Below are 21,085 nucleotides of genomic sequence, written 5' to 3'. Positions count from 1 at the left end.
CTTTTTGATTTTCACGTTTTAGCTTGATAAATACTGTTTAAGGGGTCACAATAAAACTATTACATATATTTCTAAAAGGATTGATTGGAATGGAAAATATTGTTGTTCGTAATAATGTAACAATACTCGGACAAGGGGACCAACCGCTTATTTTTGCACATGGATTTGGCTGTGATCAAAATATGTGGCGTTTCATTACGCCTGCATTTATGGACAAATATAAGATTATATTATTCGATTATGTAGGCTCAGGTAACTCAGATATAAATGCTTATTCATCAGAAAAATATCAATCGTTACAGGGCTATGTACAAGATTTATTGGACATTATTGAAACGCTATCATTACAAAATAGTATTTTTGTAGGGCACTCCATTAGTGCCATGATAGGACTGCTCGCATCTATCCAGCACCCTGACTATTTTAAGAAATTGATTATGATTGGTCCTTCTCCCTGTTATTTAAATGATGATGGTTATCTAGGGGGATTTGAGCGAAGTGATATAGCAGAGTTACTAGACATGATGGAAATGAACTTTACAGGTTGGGCTAGCTATATGGCACCTATTGCAATGAGTAATCCTGAACAGCCAGCATTAACACAGGAATTGAAGCAAACCTTTATAGCAGCAGACCCTATCATTGCAAAGGAATTTGCTGAGGTCACATTTTTATCTGATCATCGAAGTGAATTACCAAAGGTCTCTGTTCCTTCGTTAATTATCCAATGCTCGGAAGATAGTATTGTGCCAAGTAGTGTTGGAGATTATTTGCATCAGCATCTCAAAAATAGCACGTTACAATTAATGGAAGCAAAAGGTCATTATCCACATATTAGTCACCCAAATGAAACGATACAATGTATTGCAGATTTTTTGTAGGGAAAAATGAAAGGATTTTCAACAATGGAAAAACGACTCAACAATGCACCATGTGGATTTCTTTCCATCACACATGAAGGGCTTATTTCAGAAATCAATCGAACCCTGCTAGATTGGATCGGCTATGAGCAAGAGGAATTATTACATATGCATCTAGAAATTCTTCTATCTACGCCCAATAAGATGATTTTTCACTCTTATTTTTATCCTATGATTAATCTAGAGGGGCAAGTAGAGGAATTATTCATTCATCTCAAACAGAAGGACGGAATGTCGGTTCCGTTTTTAATGAATGCCAAATTGTACAAAGAGGATTTGGTAGAGCGCATTGATTGTATTTTAGTAAAGATGAAAAAGCGCATAGATTATGAACAAGAATTACGATCAGCCAAAAAACTACTTGAGGCTGCCTATCAAGAAAAGGATCGTGCATTAGCTAATTTGGAGCAAATTCATGTAGAAATAGAACATCAGCAGGCGAAATTATTGGAAATGAATGCTGCTTTAGTAGAATTATCAATGACTGATAAACTGACCGGCTTGAAAAACAGGAGATTTTTCCAGGAACAACTCGAAAAACATTTTAATCATTTTCATGAGACAGCAGAAACTTTTTCGTTATGCATTTTAGATATCGATCATTTCAAAAAGGTCAATGATACATATGGTCATCAAGTTGGAGACGATGTCCTCGTACAATTGGCACAACTATTACAAATACAAGTACGTCTAGAAGATATCGTCGCTCGTTATGGTGGGGAGGAGTTTATTATCATCCTACCTGAGACCGAGATACCTGCGGCAAAAGAAATCGGCGAAAAAATTAGACACACCGTGGAGCAGGATGGTTGGCCAACAGGCAGTCTTACGATCAGTATGGGAATTGCCACAGTAACTTCAGAAGATACAGAGACGACATTGATAAAAAAAGCAGATAAAGCATTGTATGGATCGAAAGAGCACGGACGAAACAAAGTCACTCATTTTCATGAGATAAAGTGACTAGCCTTTACAATTCCGCCATTAATTTTTGAATAGAAGGAAGATCTGCTGGAGCAAATGGAAGGTCAAGCAATTGGTTGCGGGGAACCCATCTTGCTTCAGCATGTTCTAGAATTTGGGGTGTGCCTTTAATAATTGAAGCTTTGTATGTTTCTAAATGAACGAAAAATTGTTCGTATTCATGGAGTGTTACAGCCACTTGTTTACCTACTTGAATCGTACAGTTAAATTCCTCAAGAATTTCTCGAGAAAGTGCCTGTTTTGGTGTTTCACCCTGCTCTATTTTACCGCCAGGGAATTCCCAATAATTTGCTAATACCATTTGGGGGTTTCTTAAAGCACAGAAAATTTCTTGTTGCTCATTTTCAATTATAGCCCCTACTACATGTATTGTTTTTTTCATTTATATACCTCACTTTGTGTCTTCGTTAGATATGTATGATTATAGCATGTTTAAGTTGTACGCCACTTGCCACCACAGGAAAATAACAGTTTTCTTACTTAGCTATGAAATTTGCTATTTCGTAGGGTATAATAGTGGTCAATATATAGGAAAAAGGCGGTAAGAGGTAGCGATGAAGAGAATTGAATCTACGCAAAATGCGTTAGTGAAATATTGGAAAAAGTTAGCGACAACAAGAAAAGAGCGTGAACGTTCGGGTGAATTCCTAGTAGAGGGCTTTCATCTTGTTGAAGAAGCATTAAAAAATAAAAACCAAGTATTACAAATTATAGTGCGTGAAGGTATCGATTTGCCAATGTTATGGCCAATCGATGATATAGCTATTGTAGAGGTATCGACTGCGGTAGCGAAGGAATTTGCGGAGACAGAAACTTCCCAAGGTGTTTTTGCTGTATGTAAACAGCCCGTCTTAGAGGATAATTTGATGACTACTTGGCGAAAAGTGTTATTAATTGATGCTGTCCAAGATCCTGGTAACATTGGAACAATGATTCGTACAGCAGATGCTGCAGGTTTAGATGCTGTAATTTTAGGAAAAGGCTGTGCCGATCTTTATAACCCTAAAACACTACGTGCTGCTCAAGGTTCGCATTTCCATATTCCGGTAGTGCGTGGAGATTTAGCAGAATGGATAGATATATTACAGGATCAAGGTGTACCAGTATTTGGTACTGCATTAGATGAGGAAGCGGTGCCGTATAGTGATATTCAGCATACGGGTGCATTTGCGATTATTATGGGGAATGAAGGAAGTGGCATTCAGCCTCAGTTATTAGCGATGACAGATCAAAATATGATCATTCCTCTTTTTGGACAGGCCGAATCATTAAACGTTGCAGTAGCAACAGGTATTGTTTTATATGGCTTTGCCAAGTAATTAATTGCTCATTGTGGCATTGAGGCAGTTGTCTCTTGATTTGCTACAGTCCGTTATTGTATAATTTATTCTAAAATGTATGTTTAAATAATAAATGCTTTGACCGGGAAGTAGTAAAGATTGTGAATGGACGACAGGGAGCGTAGGCCAGAGATTGAGAGCCAACGCCGTATCAATGCAGTTTTGAATTCAGCCCGCGAGCAGCTACCGGGACCAGTGTACTGCTGTAAAGGTAAGCCGGCTTTATCAAGTCGTTATGTCAATGAAGTGATTGTAAGGCTTTGCTTTGCAATAACTAGGGTGGTACCGCGAAAATGTCCTCGTCCCTTTTTAGGGGCGAGTTTTTTTATGCCTAAAAAGCAGGCATTTATTTTCTGAGGAGGTTTTAACATGGAAGAGCAATTAAAACAATTAGAGCAAGAAGCACTTGCTAAAATTGAAGCAGCTGCAAATTTAAAAGAATTGAATGAAGTACGTGTTGCGTATTTAGGAAAAAAAGGACCTATCACTGATTTACTAAAAGGGATGGGCAAATTATCAGCTGAAGAACGTCCGAAAATGGGTGCTTTAGTGAATAATGTTCGTGAAAATGTAACGGCAGTATTAGAAACAAAGATTACCGTGTTGGAAGAGGCAGCCATTGCTGAAAAATTAGCGAGTGAGTCGATTGATGTCACTTTACCAGGTCGTGAAATTAAAGTGGGGAACCGTCACCCTTTAACACGTGTCATTGAAGAAATTGAAGATTTATTTATTGGAATGGGCTATGAAATTGCTGAAGGTCCAGAAGTGGAGAAGGATTACTATAACTTTGAAGCACTAAATTTACCAAAAGGTCATCCAGCTCGTGATATGCAAGATTCGTTCTATATTTCCGAGGAAATATTATTACGTACCCATACTTCACCAGTACAGGCTCGTACGATGGAAGCCAAAAAAGGTGAATCGATTCGCATAATTTGTCCTGGTAAAGTATTCCGACGTGATAATGATGATGCAACACATTCACATCAGTTTATGCAAATTGAAGGTTTAGTCATTGGCGAAAATATTCGCATGAGTGACCTAAAAGGAACATTAGATACGTTAGCGAAAAAAATGTTTGGTGCAGACCGCGAAATTCGACTACGTCCGAGCTTCTTCCCATTTACTGAGCCATCTGTAGAGATGGATATCTCTTGTTTCAAATGTGGTGGAGCAGGCTGTAACGTATGTAAGGGCACTGGCTGGATTGAGATTCTAGGAGCAGGTATGGTGCATCCAAACGTATTAGAAATGGCTGGCTATGATCCAAAGAAAGTTTCTGGATTTGCATTTGGTATTGGTGCAGAACGTATTGCGATGTTGAAATATGGTGTTGACGATATTCGTCATTTCTATACAAGTGACACTCGCTTCTTATCACAATTCGAGCGAACAGAAGCGTAAGGGGGATAAAACATGTTAGTATCATTAGAATGGTTAAAAGATTATATCAATACGCAGGACTTAGCACCTGAGCTATTAGCAGAAAAAATTACACGCTCTGGGATCGAAGTAGATGCAGTAATTGATCGTGCTAATGCTATGGATAAAGTTGTAGTTGGTTATGTAGTTTCTAAGGAGAAACATCCAGAGGCTGATAAGTTAAATATTTGCCAAGTTGACGTTGGCGAAGCAGAGCCTCAACAAATAATTTGTGGTGCACCGAATGTTGATGCTGGTCAGAAAGTCATTGTTGCTCGTCCAGGTGCACATTTACCAGGTGGCATTAAAATCAAAAAAGCAAAACTTCGCGGTCATGAATCGAACGGAATGATTTGTTCCTTACAAGAGCTTGGAATCGAAGGAAAGCTTGTTCCTAAGGCGTATTCAGAAGGTATCTTTGTCCTACCAGCAGATGCAGAAGTAGGCACAGATGCACTGGCTATATTGGGCCTACGTGATACAGTGTTGGAGTTAGGACTAACACCAAACCGCTCAGATGCTCTTTCAATGCTAGGTGTAGCATATGAAGTAGGTGCTATTCTTTCAGAGGAAATTAAATATCCAGAAATTTCCTATCAAACTGCTAGTGAAAAAGCACAGGATTACCTGAAGCTTCATGTAGAAGATTTACAAGCAAATCCTATGTATGTAGCAAAAGTTGTGAAAAACGTAAAAATCGGTGAATCACCAATGTGGCTACAAAATCGTCTAATGGCTGCGGGAGTACGTCCACACAATAATGTCGTAGATGTAACGAACTATGTATTAATGGAATATGGTCAACCTCTGCATGCTTTTGACTATGATAGCCTAGCAACGGGTGAAATCGTTGTTCGTAAAGCAACAGAAGGTGAAAAAATTACAACATTAGATGACCAAGAACGTACATTAAAAGCTTCAGATTTAGTCATTACAAATGGCAAAGAGCCAGTAGCCATTGCTGGTGTAATGGGTGGTGCTAATTCAGAGGTAACAGATTCAACAACGACTGTTGTCATTGAATCAGCTTATTTTGATGGTTTAACAGTGCGTCAAACGTCTCGTCATCTTGGCCTACGTTCAGATGCATCGGCTCGTTTCGAAAAAGGGGTAGACCCAAATCGTGTCTTACCAGCTGCTGAACGTGCTGCTGCTCTACTTGCTGAATTAGCAGGAGGCGAAGTATTAGAAGGTACATGTTTAGTAGATGAGTTAGATAAAACACCAGCGCGAGTAGTCGTTTCCCCAGATTTTATTAATGAACGTTTAGGTATGAAGATTGCATTAGAAGATATGCTTTCTATTTTAGAGCGTTTAAAATTTGGTGTAGAGGCAGCAAATGGTTTATTAATTATTGATGCACCAACACGTCGCCAAGATATTAAAATTGAAGAGGATATCGTGGAGGAAATTGCTCGTCTTTATGGTTATGATGAAATCCCAATGACATTGCCAGAGGGTGCAACACAAGTAGGTAATTTATCACCTTACCAAGCAAATCGCCGTGTTGTTCGTCATTACATGGAAGGGGCTGGCCTGTATCAAGCGGTAACTTATTCGTTAACGTCGAATGCATTGTCACAACGTTTTGCTTTGAAAGCAGAGCCGGTAACTCGCTTGCTTATGCCAATGAGTGAGGAGCGTTCTACATTACGTCAAAGCCTTATTCCACATTTAATCGAAGCGGCGGCTTATAATGTTGCACGTCAAGCTGAAGGCGTGGCTTTATATGAAATTGGCTCCGTGTTCCTTGGTCAATCAGATGAGGGGCAACCATATGAGGAAGAGCATGTGGCAGCAGTACTAACTGGCAAATGGCTAGACCATGCTTGGCAAGGTGAGAAAAAAGCTGTAGATTTCTTTGTGCTAAAAGGTATCATCGAAGGTGTCATTGGCAAACTTGGCTTAGCAAATCGCATGACATTTGTGAAATCACAAGTGGATGGCTTACATCCAGGTCGTACGGCTAGCATTTTATTGGATGGCAAGCAAGTCGGCATCATTGGTGGACTTCACCCAGCAGAGCAAAAAGCATGGGGTGTAAAAGACACGTATGTAATGGAAATGAATTTAGTGGCGCTATTAAGTGCAACGGCACAAGAAGCACCACTTGCCTATACACCAGTACCTCGTTTCCCAGCTATGTCTCGCGATATCGCTCTTATAATGGACCGTACAACAACAGCGGGCGAAGTAATGGAAGCTATTGATGCAGCGGGTGTGAAACTATTAAAAGATATCCGCGTATTCGATGTTTACGAAGGGGAGAAAATGGAACCAGGTAAAAAATCGGTTGCCTTCTCACTCACATACTTTGATCCAGAACGTACTTTAACAGACGAAGAAGTAGTGGCCGCACATAACAAAGTGTTAAAAGCCATTGCTACGATTGCAGGCACAGAAGTACGCTAATATATGAAAAAAGACTGTCTTACGAGGCAGTCTTTTTTTGTTTGAGAATGGTGAAGATGATGATCCAAAAAATGAGGAAAGCGCTCAAAAAGGTTCCTAATGCGTCTCACGCTCATCAGGAACCCTAAAAAAGCTTTTTTAAGCAACCAATAGTATGATTTACTTCATCTTCCGTGCTTTATCAGTGTTGGCGAAATGCCATTTTGTGATGGAGCGTAGAAATTCTTCGCCCTGATTACGCCAGATTCGGGCTGCTTGCACATCTACCTTGTTAGAGGCGCCCTTCATTAATGTAAGCCCTGTAATGTCACTCAAACGGTCCATTTCCTTTAAAAAGGCAGCACGAGCTAAAATAGATGCTGTAGCCACAGCTACATGTAATTGTTCTGCTTTAGTAGAAAAGTAGACATTCTCTTGTACAAGTTCACGTTCATTTTTTAAATAATTGTAATAGACACCACGTTCAGCAAACTGGTCGATTAAGATAAATTCAGGTTTTTCAGGTGCCATTTTTGATAGTGTGTTTTGTAGTGCCTTGTTATGCATCATGGCTTTCATTTTACCTTGGGAATAGCCTTTCGCTTGTAAGTTGTTATATTTCTCGTTGCGTAAGACGAGAACACTATGGACACAGGCTGCACGCAAATCAGGTGCAATTTTCCTCATATAGTCATCTGTTAGCATTTTTGAATCTTTTACGCCAAGCTCATTCATGAGTTCGATTTTGGAAGTAGGCACATAAACTGCTACTACAGTGATTGGACCAAAATAATCACCTGTGCCTGTTTCGTCTGAGCCTAAGACAGACATGGTTGCGAAATTGTTAGGCAGTACATCCCCTTTTGCCCCGATAGTGGAGAGTGGAGTAGCGGTTTTTTCAACAGTTCCCCAACGTGCTGCCTCGCGTTCAGCACCGCCCCCCTGAAACATTAATTTGCCTGATTTATACATAGTTATGGCTGTATCTGGTAGTTTTGCCGCAAAAATGACTCCCGGAGCCTTTCGTTCTATAAAGTGAGATGCATAGTAAGCCATCACCTCTTTTTGAATATTTGTTGAAATGGAAAGCACAATATTTGCCATTTAATCGTTCCTTTCTGTCCTCGTTGTTCACAATTTTATACCTTTCATGGTATGATAATAAATAGCTTTTTTGTGTGATGGTGCTCACAAGCCTCTAAAATCGTGTGTGCATCGAATTTATAGGAGGGTGCGACTATGGAAAAACAAGAAAAGAATAAAATTTCTGTTGAAATATATGGTCATACATATAAAATGGTCGGCTCTGAATCCATTGGCCATATGAGACTTGTTGCTTCGATTGTTGATGACCGTATGCGCGAGATGAACGTACATAATCCCTCACTTGATAGCACAAAACTTGCTGTTCTGACAGCAGTAAATACAGTTCATGATTATTTACTATTAAAAGAACGAATGGAGCAATTAGAAGAAGAATTGAAAAAGTTAAAGGGTTGAAGAGAATGTTAGATTTAATCATATTAGTGGTACTGTTAGCTGGTATAGGCGTCGGTGCAAAACGAGGTTTTATTGTACAGATGATGCATATTGTTAGCTTTGTAGTAGCCCTAATTGTTGCGTATATTTATTATAAGCCATTAGCACAAAAATTTGTATTTTGGGTTCCGTATCCAGGTGTCACTGACACAGGTAGCCTTGGCGTTGTCATTGATAGTCTAGATTTAGACCGCACCTTTTATCGGGTAATTGCCTTTGCTGTTATTTTCTTTGCAGTAAAAATAACGTTGCAAATCGTGGCATCGATATTTGACTTTATCGCGTATTTGCCTGTGCTAAATACAGTGAATCGTTGGCTTGGGGCGTTACTTGGCATGATTGAAAACTATTTAATTATGTTTATTTTGCTATATGTGTGCGCCTTATTACCAGTAGATGCCATACAAAATTTAATGTCGAAGTCATTGTTAAGTGGTCTTATGTTGGAGCATACACCAATTATTACAAAGATGTTCCAAAACTGGTGGTATATTTATATGCAATAGTAACTGTGCACTTCTCTCTGTCTTGAGGGAAGTGTTTTTACGATAGGAGGAATTACCAATGAATAAAAAAACAATTATTCGCACACTCGAAAAAATTGCTTTATATATGGAACTACAGGGAGAAAATCCATTCAAGGTATCAGCCTTTCGAAAGGCTGCGGCAGCACTAGAGGGGGACGAGCGTTCATTAAGCGAAATGGATGATGTAACAAAACTCAAAGGTATTGGCAAGGGTACTGCGGCTGTAATAGAGGACTTAATGTTAACAGGTGAATCGAGTTTGTTAAAGGAGTTAGAAGAAATTGTACCTAAAGGGTTACTGCCATTGCTAAAATTACCTGGCTTGGGAGGAAAAAAAATTGCGAAACTACACCAAGAGCTTGGTATTGACTCTGCAGAAAGCTTGAAGGCAGCTTGTGAGGCAGGAAAAGTACGTGAATTAGCTGGATTTGCTGTAAAAACTGAGGAGAAGATTTTAAAGGAGCTAGCCAATTTAGCAAATCGTTCAGAACGACTACCAATTTGGCAGCTTGAGCCTGTGGTTTTACAAATTGAGGCGCTTCTAGGTAGTATGAAGGAAGTAGACCGATTTTCAGTTGCTGGGAGTTTCCGACGAGCGTTAGAAACTAGCAAAGATATTGATTTTATTGTTGTGACAGAAGCAGTGGAGGAAGTACGTGAAAACTTGTTAAATAGCTTGGCCATTCAAGAAGTCGTGGCGGCGGGGGATACAAAAATTTCGGTGATTTTAGATTTAGATGAACCAGTTAGCGTTGATTTCCGTTTAGTGAAAGATAATGAATATGCGACTGCGTTGCATCATTTCACAGGTTCAAAAGATCATAATGTTCGTATGCGGCAAATTGCCAAAGCCCGTGGTGAAAAAATAAGTGAATATGGAGTGGAACAGGAAGATGGTACCGTTTTGACGTTCCAAGACGAGGCAGCATTTTTCGCTCATTTTGATCTACCTTGGATTCCACCGAGCTTACGGACAGGAACAGCAGAATTTGATAAAACAAACATAATTCAAAACTTAGTTCGACTAGAGGATATTAAAGCTGATTTGCATATGCATACAACATGGTCGGATGGTGCATACTCTGTTGCAGAAATGGGCGAGGCGTTACTAGCACGGGGCTATCAATATAGCGTTATTACAGACCATTCGCAATTCCTAAAAGTAGCAAATGGATTAACACCGGAGCGTTTAGAAAAGCAGCGTGGAGAAATTGAGGCATTTAATGCAGCACATCCAGATTTTCATTTGTTTAAAGGGACGGAGATGGATATTTTACCAGACGGCTCCCTTGATTTCGAAGATCAGGTGTTAAAAGAGCTCGATTTTGTTATTGCTTCCATTCATTCTAGTTTTACACAATCACAAGATAAAATTATGGCACGTTTACTAACAGCTATGCAAAATCCCTATGTTCATATGATTGCCCATCCGACTGGTCGAATTATTGAAGATCGCGATGGTTATAATCCTGATATGAAACAGTTAATTGCCTGGGCAAAGGAATATGGTAAAATTTTAGAGTTAAATGCAAATCCGTATCGTCTCGATTTATGTGTAGAACATTTAGAAATGGCATGCGCTGAAGGTGTGCCAGTAGCCATCAACACAGATGCGCATGATATTGCACATTTACGTTTTATGGATATTGGGGTTCGCTATGCAAATAGAGCATGGTTACCTAAAGATATGATTGTGAATACATGGACGCGTGAACAGTTTGAAGCGTTCATACAACGAAATAAATAGGCTGAGGAGGTGTTCTCAGTGATTGCAGAACGCGCATTGAAAACACTAGAATACGATAAAGTTAGGCAACAAGTGGCTTCCTATTGTACTTCCTCCATTGGTAAATCTGCCATTGAGGAGCTTGTGCCACAAACAGATTTTGATAAAGTAGTACAATTATTAGAGGAAATGGATGAGGGACTTTCCATTTTGCGTGTGAAGGGCAATGTACCAATGGGCGGAATTTTTGATGTCCGTCCCTCTGCCAGACGTGCTCAAATAGGAGGCATGTTAGCAGCAGTAGAACTAATGGAAATTTCGAGCACGATTCGAGCAAGCCGAATTCTACGCAATTTTATTGAAGATTTAGAAGCCGATGAAGTGATTGATATTCCCCATTTCATCTCCAAAAAGGAAGCAATGCCTGTCCTAACAGGATTGCAACATGAAATTAATAACTGTATTGACGACAATGGAGCTGTCTTAGATTCTGCTAGTCAAACATTGCGCTCTATTCGCCAATCTTTGCGTGCTGAAGAAGGGAAAGTCCGCTCTAAGCTGGAAAGTTTAATTCGGGGAAGTAATGCAGCGAAAATGCTTTCTGATACACTTGTGACAATTCGTAATGATCGCTTTGTTATTCCCGTAAAGCAGGAATATCGTCACCACTATGGTGGGATTGTCCATGACCAATCTTCTTCTGGTCAAACCTTATTTATTGAGCCAGATTCTGTTGTCCAAGCAAACAATGAAATTCATCGCTTGAAAATGAAAGAGCAGGCAGAAATTGAACGTATTTTACTAGCATTAAGTGCAATGGTGCAAGAAGTAGCATCAGATTTATTTAACTTAGTGAAGGTATTAGGCGATATCGATGTCATTTTAGCAAAGGGCAAATATGGCCAAGCCAATAAATGTACAATGCCTAAAATGAATCAGGATGGCTATATCCGACTAATACGTGCACGTCATCCACTACTACCAATAGAATCAGCTATTCCAAATGATATTGAATTTGGTAAAGACATTACAGCTATTGTCATTACAGGTCCTAATACAGGTGGTAAAACGGTGACATTAAAAACGGTTGGTCTGTGTACATTAATGGCACAAGCTGGATTACCAGTGCCAGCATTAGATGGCTCAGAACTTGCTGTATTTGAGCAATTATTTGCCGATATTGGTGATGAGCAATCAATTGAGCAGTCACTTTCTACGTTCTCGTCCCATATGGTTAATATTGTTGACATCCTACAAAAATTTGATCACGAATCACTTGTTCTTTTTGATGAGTTAGGGGCAGGTACTGACCCACAGGAAGGGGCAGCCTTAGCCATCTCAATCTTAGACGAAGTACATGGGCGCGGTGCTCGTGTAATGGCTACAACTCACTATCCTGAGCTAAAAGCTTATGGCTATAATCGACCAGGTGTAGCCAATGCCAGTGTAGAATTTGATATTGAAACTTTGAGCCCGACCTACCGTCTACTTATCGGTGTACCTGGGCGCTCAAATGCATTTGAAATTTCCAGTCGTCTTGGTTTACCTGAATCCATTATTGATCGTGCTAAAGGCTTTACTGGAACCGATCGACATGAGGTTGAATCGATGATTGCCTCATTGGAAGAAACACGTCGCCAATCTGAAGATGATGCAGAGCGTTCGCATGCATTGCTATTAGAATCAGAAACATTACGTAAAGAGCTTCAAGATAAATTGCAAGCCTATGAGGAGCGTAAAGAGGCGCTTGATAAGAAGGCGAAGGAAAAGGCGCGTAAAATTGTTGATGAAGCAAAACGTGAAGCAGAAGCGATTATTGCAGAGCTTCGAGAAATGCGTAAAAATGCTGATCAAGTTGTCAAGGAGCATGAATTGATTGAAGCACGTAAACGCTTGGAAGAAGCAACACCACTTGAAGACAATAAAGTGCTAAAAAAGGCGGCACAAGTCAAAGCTCGTGCACAAAACTTAGTTGTCGGAGACGAGGTAAAGGTGTTAAGCTATGGTCAACGAGGTACTTTGTTAGAAAAGGTGTCGAATACCGAATGGGTTGTCCAAATGGGGATTTTAAAAATGAAAATCTCAGATAGTGATTTGGAATATATTAAACCTGAAAAAGAGCCTGTATTACGAACAGCTGGTGTGAAAAATCGAAATAGTCATGTGAAACTAGAATTAGATTTACGTGGTGAACGCTATGAGGATGCAATCGTAAGAACAGAGAAATATATTGATGATGCATTACTCTCTAATTATGGTCGTGTGTCCATTATTCATGGAGTTGGTACAGGGGCTTTACGTCAAGGTATTCAAAGCTATTTGAAAAAGCATAAGCGCGTAAAATCCTTCCGTTTTGGTGAAGCCGGTGAAGGGGGCTTAGGCGTCACAGTTGTTGAATTGAAATAAGCTATAAAGGGGACGGAGAAAAATGCTGAATTCTGGCTTTTGGCGATATCCAATTATCGAAACGGCAGGATATTTTAGTGTTGTAGTATTATGTTTAGTCGTCTCGATGGCATTGTTCGAAGTCGTTACGAAATATAAAAATTGGGAAGAAATTAAAAAAGGTAATGTCGCTGTGGCTCTTGCAACAGGTGGAAAAATACTAGGGATTTGTAATATCTTCCGCTTTTCCATTGCACGTCATAGTACATTAAGTGAAATGATCGGTTGGGGCCTTTTTGGCTTTACATTATTGATTGTAGCGTATTTCTTATTTGAATTTATGACACCTCGTTTTAACGTTGATCAAGAGATTGCCAATGATAATCGCTCAGTTGGTTTCATTTCCTTTACCATTTCAGTCGGTCTTTCGTTTGTAATTGGGGCAAGTATTGCATAGGAGTGTCATGACATGGAAAAATTAGCAAAAGTACTAATCGTTGTCTGTATTGCATTTTTGGCAGTAGGTGTCTACTATATGTTAACGATTTAAATAAAAAACGCATTCTCTTTATGAGGATGCGTTTTTTTGTTAATTGTACATAGCATAAATTTCTACTACAACCTATTAACTTTCTTTCATATAACTCTATTAAAGGGTAGAAAAATTATTTTTATAATATAGGAATATGCTCATTATTTTTTTATGGAGTAACTCAATAATGAACGAGCATTCATAAGGTGTATTCAAATAAATCCCGATAAATATCAATCATATTAATGTTGTTAATTGCATAATAATTAATCGAAAATGCATTTATTTTCTATTTTCTGTTTGAAACTGTATTTCTTTTTCATTATAATAAATATAAGAATTGACAAAGTTTGGGACAAAGGGGAGAGGACGTATGACAGCAAAACCATGGCTAGCAAATTATCCTGAAGAAGTACCATCGTCTTTAACGTTTGAGGAAATTCCAGTGCAAGAGTTTTTGACACGTGCCTATAAAAAGAATCCATCCAAAGTAGCGATTCATTTTATGGGAAAGGATTTGACGTACACCGAGCTATATGAGTCAGCTTTAAGGTTCGCAAACTATTTACAAGCACTAGGTGTGGAAAAGGGAGATCGAGTAGCAATTATGCTGCCTAACACGCCACAAAGTGTAATCGCTTACTATGGTGCCATGTATGCAGGTGCTGTTGTAGTACAAACAAATCCACTTTATACTGAACGTGAGCTTCAATATCAAATGGCTGATTCAGGAGCAAAGGTGATTCTCGTAATGGATATTTTATATCCGAGAGTCATGAAAATTATAAAAGAGACAGCTCTTGAAAATGTCATTGTGACAGCTATTAAAGATTATTTACCATTCCCAAAAAATTTAGTCTATCCATTTATTCAAAAAAAGCAGTATGGCTTTAGTGTCAAGGTTGAACATAGCGGCCAAAATCATCTGTTTTCAGAAATAATGCGTTCAGCACCAATTAAGATAATTGACAATATGCCATTTGATTTTGAAGAAGACCTAGCACTCCTTCAATATACGGGTGGGACAACAGGTTTCCCAAAAGGCGTTATGCTGACCCATAAAAATTTAATTGCCAATACGACAATGTGTGATGCTTGGATGTATAAATGTGTTCATGGTGAAGAAACCATTATGGGCATTCTACCATTCTTCCATGTCTATGGCATGACAACTGTTATGCTTTTATCTGTATTTACTCAAAATAGAATGGTGCTTTTACCGAAGTTTGATGCTGAAACGGCATTAAAGACGATTGATAAACAAAAACCAACACTGTTCCCCGGCGCACCAACCTTATACATCGGCCTTTTAAATCACCCAGACATTGCGAATTATGATTTATCATCCATTAAGGCATGCCTAAGTGGCTCTGCTTCATTGCCAATTGAAGTGCAAGAGAAGTTTGAGGCAGTGACTGGTGGAAAGCTAGTAGAAGGATATGGGTTAACAGAAACCTCACCTGTAACACATGCTACGCCAATTTGGGGGAAGCGGGTGATTGGCTCGATTGGTTTACCTTGGCCAAATACAGAAGCGGTTATTTTACGTACAGGTGATACAGAAGAGCTACCTATTGGTGAAGTTGGTGAAATTGCTGTTAAAGGACCACAAGTAATGAAGGGCTACTGGAACCGTCCAGAGGATACAGCTGCGACATTTGCTGATGGTTGGTTTTTAACAGGTGATCTTGGTTATATGGATGAGCAAGGCTTCTTCTATGTAGTAGATCGTAAAAAAGATTTAATAATAGCAGGCGGCTTTAATATTTATCCACGTGAAGTAGAAGAAGTGTTATATGAACGTGAAGAGATCCAAGAGTGCGTAGTAGCAGGCATACCTGATCCGTATCGTGGTGAAACAGTTAAAGCTTATATTGTATTGAAAGAAGGATATTCGATTACTGAGGACGAATTAAATAAATATTGCCGTCAGCATCTAGCAGCTTTTAAAGTTCCGCGTTATTATGAATTTAGAGAAGAGCTGCCAAAAACAGCTGTAGGAAAAATTTTGCGTCGTACGTTAGTTGAAGAAGAAAAAACAAAATTAGCGAATAAAGAAGCGAAATAAATACGTGTGAAAGTATTGACAAGCAATGCTGTAAAATATAATATGAAAATATGAATGAATGACCATTCATATTTTCATATTTTTTTTAGGTTTACACGTCATATCGACGTGCGCATGTTTTTTAGGTGGTGATATAAAAGTGAAACGAGATAAGCCAAAATATAAACAAATTATTGATGCAGCTGTCATCGTTATTGCGGAAAATGGGTATCACCAAGCGCAAGTATCGAAAATCGCCAAACAGGCAGGGGTGGCCGATGGAACAATCTATTTATATTTTAAAAATAAAGAAGATATATTAATTTCTGTCTTTAATGAAAAAATGGCTGTTTTTGTAGAGTCATTACAAGATATAATAGAAAAGGGGAGTACGTCTAAAGACAAACTTTCACGAATGATTGAAAATCATTTTAATGTTCTAGCGACAGATCGATACCTAGCAACTGTCACACAATTAGAGCTTCGCCAGTCAAACAAAGACTTACGATTAAAAATTAATTCTGTATTGCGCGAGTATTTACAGCTACTTGATCAAATTTTAATCGAGGGTATGCTTACAGGTGAGTTCAATCAGACGATGGATGTACGCTTGGCTCGACAAATGGTTTTTGGAACAATTGATGAAACTATTACGTCGTGGGTTATGAATGACTATCGATATGATTTGATGGAACAGGTTCCAAAGGTTCAGGCATTAATCCTGAACGGCATTAAAGCTTAAAAGGATGTGGAGAAATGGAATTTCTAAGTTGGAAAGTAGAAGATGGAGTAGCGATTATTACAATTGCACGTCCACCAGCAAATGCATTATCTCGCGGTATTATTGCAGAAGTTAACGCTGTGCTTGATGCTGTAGAACACGATGATGCTGTAAGAGTCCTTGTACTTCATGGTGAAGGCCGTTTCTTCTCTGCAGGGGCAGATATTAAAGAATTTATTGGGGTAGAATCTGGTGAGGAATTTACAAAGCTAGCTAGCAACGGGCAGCAGGTTTTTGAGCGTGTTGAATCGTTTTCTAAGCCTGTAATTGCAGCCATCCATGGTGCGGCATTAGGCGGAGGGCTTGAGTTAGCAATGAGCTGTCATATGCGATTTGTCACTGAATCAGCAAAATTAGGTTTACCTGAATTACAATTAGGGCTTATTCCTGGTTTTGGTGGTACACAGCGCTTACCACGCTATGTTGGAGTAGCAAAGGCTGCAGAAATGATGTTTACAAGTGAACCAATCTCTGGTAATGAAGCTGTTCAGTGGGGCTTAGCAAACCGTTCATTCTCAGACGAAGCATTGCTAGAAGAAACGTTAAAGATTGCTAAGAGCATTGCTAAGAAAAGCCCAATTGCTTTAAAAGCAGCTATTCAAACATTGCAATATGCAAAGCATGCATCATTCTATGAAGGCATTGAAGCAGAGGCTAAATCCTTTGGGACAGTATTTGTCACAGAAGATGCCAAAGAAGGAATTCAAGCATTCATTGAAAAGCGTGAGCCTGTGTTTACTGGCAAATAATTTTCCAAATGTCGATAGCAACGTTCAGTATGTTATCGGCGTTATCGAAACTGAAAATATATAATATTTATAAGTTTACTTAGAATTATAAAACGTTCCAGGAGGTATGGATATATGAACATTTTTGCATTAATTAAACGCACATTTGATACAGAAGAAAAAATCGTTGTGTCGGGTGGTAAAATCCAAGAGGACGGCGCAGAATTCATTATCAACCCTTATGATGAATATGCCATTGAAGAGGCAATCCAAGTTCGCGATGCTGCTGGTGGTAAGGTAACAGTGGTGACAATTGGTGGCGAGGATGCAGAGAAGCAATTACGTACAGCACTTGCTATGGGAGCAGACGAAGCAGTGCTTATTAATACAGAAGATGATTTAGATGAGCTGGACCAACATGCAGCAGCTTATCTACTAGCAGAATACTTAAAAGATAAAGATGCAGATTTAATTTTAACAGGAAATGTTGCGATTGATGGTGGTTCAGGGCAAGTTGGTCCACGTGTTGCTGATTTATTGGATATGAATTATGTAACTACGATTACAAAACTTGAAATTGACGGAACATCTGCGAAAATTGTTCGCGATATCGAAGGTGATTCAGAGGTAATTGAAACTTCTTTACCGTTATTAGTAACTGCTCAGCAAGGTTTAAATGAGCCTCGTTACCCATCTCTACCAGGTATTATGAAAGCGAAAAAGAAACCGCTTGCAGAGCTTGAGTTAGATGATTTAGATATCGATGAAGATGATGTAGAAGTGAAGATTGAAACCGTAGACATCTTCTTACCAGCTCAAAAAGCAGCAGGCCGTATTTTAGAAGGCGACCTTTCTGCACAAGCAAAAGAACTGGTAACTCTACTTCACACGGAAGCAAAAGTTGTTTAATTATTTGATGTCAATCGAATCTTAAAGGGTAACGGAGGGAATATGCTATGTCAAAAAAAGTATTAGTATTAAGTGAAGTTCGTGAAGGAAGCTTACGTAATGTTTCTTTCGAAGCAATTGCAGCTGCAAAACAAATCGCTGATGGTGGCGAAGTTGTTGGGGTACTTTTAGGGGATGCTGTAGCAGGTTTAACTGGTCCATTATTTGAATATGGTGCTGATCGAGTAGTAACAGTGGAACACCCACATTTAAAACAATATACATCTGATGGCTATAGTCAAGCACTATTAGCTGTTATCGAGCAAGAACAACCAGCAGGTATTGTCTTTGGTCATACAGCAAATGGGAAAGATTTATCGCCAAAAATTGCAAGCAAATTGCAGGCAGGTCTAGTATCTGATGTCACTGCTATTGAAGGTGCAGGCGACGATGTGGTATTCATCCGACCAATTTACTCTGGTAAAGCCTTTGAAAAAGTAAAAGTTAAAGAAGGCGTTGTCTTAGCTTCTATTCGTCCAAATAACATTACACCTTTAGAAAAAGCAGAAGGTAAAACAGGTGATGTGTCTGCCATCTCTGTAGAGATTACAAATCTGCGCACAATTATTAAAGAAGTTGTTCGTAAATCTTCAGAAGGTGTAGATCTTTCAGAAGCGAAAGTAGTTGTTGCAGGTGGTCGTGGCGTGAAGTCAGAAGAAGGCTTCGAGCCATTAAAAGAGCTAGCTGATTTACTAGGCGGTGCAGTAGGTGCATCACGTGGTGCATGTGACGCTGAATACTGTGATTACTCGCTGCAAATCGGACAAACAGGTAAGGTTGTAACACCAGATCTTTATATTGCAGCAGGTATTTCGGGCGCAATTCAGCATTTAGCTGGAATGTCCAATTCAAAAGTCATTGTTGCTATCAATAAAGATCCTGAAGCAAATATTTTCAAAGTAGCGGATTATGGTATCGTAGGAGATTTATTTGAAGTTATTCCGCTGCTAATTGAAGAATTTAAAGCATTAAAAGTGAACGCATAATACAGATGCAGGAAGGGATATCCCTTCCTGCTTTTTTATATTGCTTTCCATTTTAAAAAGTACTATTTGAAAATTATTGCAAAATAAAATATTGACATAATTAACGATAGACATTATAGTGATGGATACATTAATGATTTGAAACGCAAAGATTAGGAGTAGTAAAAGCTCGTTATTCGGTGTAGAGAGCTGCGGGTTGGTGCAACGCAGACCAATAAGACTTTGAACTTGCCTAGGAGTGGTAACACAAATAGAATTATCAGATTATTCTATTTGTTTGACGGTTAACCTTCGTTACAAGGTTTTTTAAGCTGGGTTCTCAAGAGCCAATTAGAGTGGTACCGCGGTTTGCTGATAGCATATCGTCTCTTCTTTCATTTGATGATGAAGGAATAGATGGTATGCTTTTTTGATATTTAGGAGGTAAGAAAGTGGAAAAAAACAAGCAACAATTAACAAGAACAATGACCTCGCGTCATATCACGATGATGGCGTTAGGTGGTGCCATTGGCGCGGGATTATTTAAAGGAAGTAGTGCAGCCATTGATATGGCAGGACCATCTGTGCTGATTGCGTATTTAATCGGCGGCATTATTTTATTATTTGTTATGCAAGGCTTAGCAGAAATGGCCGTGCGTAATAAAGAAGCAAGAACCTTTAGAGATTTAGTGCAATCCGTGTTAGGTAAATACCCTGCGTATTTCCTAGATTGGATCTACTGGAAAATGTGGGTTTTAAATATTGCAGCAGAGTCTGTCGTGGCTGCTATCTTTATTCAATATTGGTTACCAGAATATCCAATTTGGATACTGGCACTATCTGTTTCTGTGTTAGTAACAGCGATTAATTTATTATCCGTAAAAATCTTTGCAGAAACAGAATATTGGCTAGCATTAATCAAAATTACTGTTATTATTGTCTTTATCATTGCAGGACTTATTTTATTGCTTGTGACGTTTGGAAATCATAGTGCTGTTGGTTTTGCTAACTTAACGGAGCATGGTGGGTTCTTCCCTAATGGCTCGACGGGATTAATTGCTGCAATGCTTGTAGTTATCTACTCCTATGGTGGGACAGAAATCATCGGGATTACATTAGCTGAAACGAAAAATCCGGAAAAAGTAGTGCCAAAAGCTGTTCGCAGTACATTAGTACGTATTGTTACTTTTTATTTACTGCCATTCTTTATTATCGTAAGCTTGATTCCTTGGAATGAAGTAAATGGGGTTCCTGAAAGCCCGTTTGTCATGGTTTTTAAAATGGTTGGTATTCCAGGGGCAGACCATATTATGAACGCTGTTGTTTTACTTGCCATTATTTCATCAATGAATTCAGGACTGTATGGTTCATCACGCGTACTATATACACAGGCTGTAGATGGACGTGTGCCTAAAATCTTTGCTTATTTATCGAAACGAAAAGTACCAGTATATGCTATTTTAATGTGTACTTTAGCGATGTATTTAGGGGTCATTTTATCTTTATATGCGGGAAGCAAAACATTTGATTTTCTAATGGGATCACTTGGTTATACTGTGTTATTTATTTGGTTAATTATTGCGATTGCACATTTAAAATCACGTAAAAAACAAGTAGAACACACAAGTGCCTATGAAGTAAAATGGTTCCCTTATACGACTTGGATAGCTATATTGGCGTTAAGTGCGATTCTCATCGGAATTATTTTCACCACATCTATTATTGTGACAGGCATTACGTTAGCTATTTACCTTTTTATTACGTTAACCTATGTATTGAAGGGTCGTTATCAAGTCAATTAATGACTATGTATTGATTTTTCGACACAGATTTGCATAAAAAATACA

The 21,085-nt window shown here is 38.9% G+C and carries 18 protein-coding genes and 1 other annotated feature; of the genes, 16 read left to right on the top strand and 2 right to left on the bottom strand.

The genetic code is table 11. From position 1 onward, the window contains the following. Positions 1–89 precede the first annotated feature (89 nt). Positions 90–881 (top strand): alpha/beta hydrolase, encoded by a 792-nt coding sequence (locus MKY76_RS16815; protein WP_328012984.1) that lies wholly within the window; start codon positions 90–92, stop codon positions 879–881. Positions 882–905: 24 nt separating this feature from the next. Beyond that, a complete protein-coding gene (locus tag MKY76_RS16810; RefSeq protein ID WP_259948419.1) occupies positions 906–1,883 on the top strand; it encodes a sensor domain-containing diguanylate cyclase in 978 nt (325 codons plus the stop codon). Between the two features lie 7 nt (positions 1,884–1,890). On the opposite strand, the gene MKY76_RS16805 is transcribed toward MKY76_RS16810, so the two are convergent. Next, the gene (locus MKY76_RS16805) at positions 1,891–2,286 is read right to left on the bottom strand and encodes a (deoxy)nucleoside triphosphate pyrophosphohydrolase (RefSeq protein ID WP_048393654.1); all 396 of its coding nucleotides are present in this window, start codon (positions 2,284–2,286) and stop codon (positions 1,891–1,893) included. A gap of 172 nt (positions 2,287–2,458) precedes the next feature. On the opposite strand from MKY76_RS16805, the gene MKY76_RS16800 reads away from it, so the two are divergent. The 3 genes from MKY76_RS16800 to pheT all read left to right on the top strand — a co-directional run bounded on the left by MKY76_RS16800 (position 2,459) and on the right by pheT (position 7,081). Further along, complete coding sequence (locus tag MKY76_RS16800) at positions 2,459–3,223, top strand: RNA methyltransferase (protein WP_103118623.1); 765 nt, start codon at positions 2,459–2,461, stop codon at positions 3,221–3,223. A gap of 390 nt (positions 3,224–3,613) precedes the next feature. Continuing rightward, positions 3,614–4,651: a phenylalanine--tRNA ligase subunit alpha gene (pheS, locus tag MKY76_RS16795; RefSeq protein WP_004226385.1), complete on the top strand. Its 1,038-nt coding sequence runs from the start codon at positions 3,614–3,616 to the stop codon at positions 4,649–4,651. 12 nt (positions 4,652–4,663) lie between these two features. Further along, positions 4,664–7,081, top strand: a complete 2,418-nt coding sequence (pheT, locus tag MKY76_RS16790; RefSeq protein WP_342556876.1) for a phenylalanine--tRNA ligase subunit beta — start codon at positions 4,664–4,666, stop codon at positions 7,079–7,081. Positions 7,082–7,240: 159 nt separating this feature from the next. On the opposite strand, the gene rnhC is transcribed toward pheT, so the two are convergent. After that, positions 7,241–8,164: a ribonuclease HIII gene (rnhC, locus tag MKY76_RS16785; RefSeq protein WP_342556875.1), complete on the bottom strand. Its 924-nt coding sequence runs from the start codon at positions 8,162–8,164 to the stop codon at positions 7,241–7,243. A gap of 135 nt (positions 8,165–8,299) precedes the next feature. Here rnhC and zapA point away from each other — a divergent pair, with 135 nt between their 5' ends. The 11 genes from zapA (at position 8,300) to MKY76_RS16730 (ending at position 21,040) form a co-directional block, all read left to right on the top strand. After that, positions 8,300–8,560 (top strand): cell division protein ZapA, encoded by a 261-nt coding sequence (gene zapA / locus MKY76_RS16780; protein WP_016991554.1) that lies wholly within the window; start codon positions 8,300–8,302, stop codon positions 8,558–8,560. Between the two features lie 5 nt (positions 8,561–8,565). Continuing rightward, positions 8,566–9,105 carry a CvpA family protein gene (locus MKY76_RS16775; RefSeq protein WP_004226395.1) on the top strand — a complete coding sequence of 180 codons (540 nt, stop codon included), beginning with the start codon at positions 8,566–8,568 and terminating at the stop codon, positions 9,103–9,105. Between the two features lie 58 nt (positions 9,106–9,163). Further along, positions 9,164–10,873 (top strand): DNA polymerase/3'-5' exonuclease PolX, encoded by a 1,710-nt coding sequence (gene polX / locus MKY76_RS16770; protein WP_342556874.1) that lies wholly within the window; start codon positions 9,164–9,166, stop codon positions 10,871–10,873. An 18-nt stretch (positions 10,874–10,891) separates the two neighbouring features. Next, positions 10,892–13,258, top strand: coding sequence for an endonuclease MutS2 (locus MKY76_RS16765; RefSeq protein ID WP_048393664.1), 2,367 nt, complete (start codon positions 10,892–10,894; stop codon positions 13,256–13,258). Positions 13,259–13,280: 22 nt separating this feature from the next. Further along, entirely contained in the window at positions 13,281–13,694 is a 414-nt protein-coding gene (locus MKY76_RS16760) for a DUF350 domain-containing protein (RefSeq protein WP_008179180.1), read from the top strand. Positions 13,695–14,142: 448 nt separating this feature from the next. Beyond that, positions 14,143–15,837, top strand: coding sequence for an AMP-binding protein (locus tag MKY76_RS16755; protein WP_054549979.1), 1,695 nt, complete (start codon positions 14,143–14,145; stop codon positions 15,835–15,837). 139 nt (positions 15,838–15,976) lie between these two features. Beyond that, complete coding sequence (locus MKY76_RS16750; RefSeq protein WP_054549980.1) at positions 15,977–16,558, top strand: TetR/AcrR family transcriptional regulator; 582 nt, start codon at positions 15,977–15,979, stop codon at positions 16,556–16,558. A 14-nt stretch (positions 16,559–16,572) separates the two neighbouring features. Further along, positions 16,573–17,346, top strand: coding sequence for an enoyl-CoA hydratase (locus MKY76_RS16745; RefSeq protein ID WP_004226413.1), 774 nt, complete (start codon positions 16,573–16,575; stop codon positions 17,344–17,346). A 114-nt stretch (positions 17,347–17,460) separates the two neighbouring features. Beyond that, positions 17,461–18,234, top strand: a complete 774-nt coding sequence (locus MKY76_RS16740; protein ID WP_305193042.1) for an electron transfer flavoprotein subunit beta/FixA family protein — start codon at positions 17,461–17,463, stop codon at positions 18,232–18,234. A gap of 47 nt (positions 18,235–18,281) precedes the next feature. Next, positions 18,282–19,259 carry an electron transfer flavoprotein subunit alpha/FixB family protein gene (locus tag MKY76_RS16735; RefSeq protein WP_054549982.1) on the top strand — a complete coding sequence of 326 codons (978 nt, stop codon included), beginning with the start codon at positions 18,282–18,284 and terminating at the stop codon, positions 19,257–19,259. A 139-nt stretch (positions 19,260–19,398) separates the two neighbouring features. Continuing rightward, positions 19,399–19,632: a binding site (T-box leader), on the top strand. Between the two features lie 58 nt (positions 19,633–19,690). Beyond that, on the top strand, positions 19,691–21,040 hold the full coding sequence (locus MKY76_RS16730) for an amino acid permease (protein WP_326140715.1): 1,350 nt from the start codon (positions 19,691–19,693) through the stop codon (positions 21,038–21,040). The last annotated feature ends 45 nt before the right edge of the window (positions 21,041–21,085 follow it).

The organism is Lysinibacillus sp. FSL P4-0201 (assembly GCF_038593425.1).
Classification (GTDB): Bacteria; Bacillota; Bacilli; order Bacillales_A; family Planococcaceae; genus Lysinibacillus; species Lysinibacillus capsici.
This window is presented reverse-complemented; position numbering and strand designations above follow the sequence as displayed.